The 420-nt window shown below is 69.3% G+C and carries 1 protein-coding gene; it reads left to right on the forward strand.

What is annotated here, in order from left to right:
* On the forward strand, positions 1-420 hold a 420-nt coding region (locus EAD98_RS26760), incomplete at both ends, for a hypothetical protein (protein ID WP_199723568.1).

Raw genomic sequence — 420 nt, forward strand, 5'->3', positions numbered from 1 at the left:
CCGCAAAGCCGTCGCCACCGCCCTCGCGGGCTGCCCACGCGACGAGTGGATCACCATCGACGACCTGTTCGCCACCATGCGCCGCAACCGGGAGACCTCCCCGACCGTCGCCCGCCGCGAACGCGCACTGTGGAAGCTGTACCTCGTCGACCCCCAGTACGGCAGCCTTGGCTACAGCGGATTCGCCGACTGGCCGATCCTCGAAGGCCGGTACACCCTCGCCGTGCTGTTCGAGTACGCCGCGACCCTCGGCCTCATCGACATCGAATACACCGACCCGGTCGGCGCCCGCACCGACTACCACGGCAATTGGGGCTCCGACGACCTCGACTGCCTCAGCCGCTACGACGGCCTGCTCGCCATCCGACTCAACCCGCTCGGGGCCCACGCACTCGGGCTGACCGGCAACTACCAGCCACC

Origin of the sequence: Micromonospora sp. CV4, from assembly GCF_003667455.1 — a bacterium.
Classification (GTDB): domain Bacteria; phylum Actinomycetota; class Actinomycetes; order Mycobacteriales; family Micromonosporaceae; genus Micromonospora.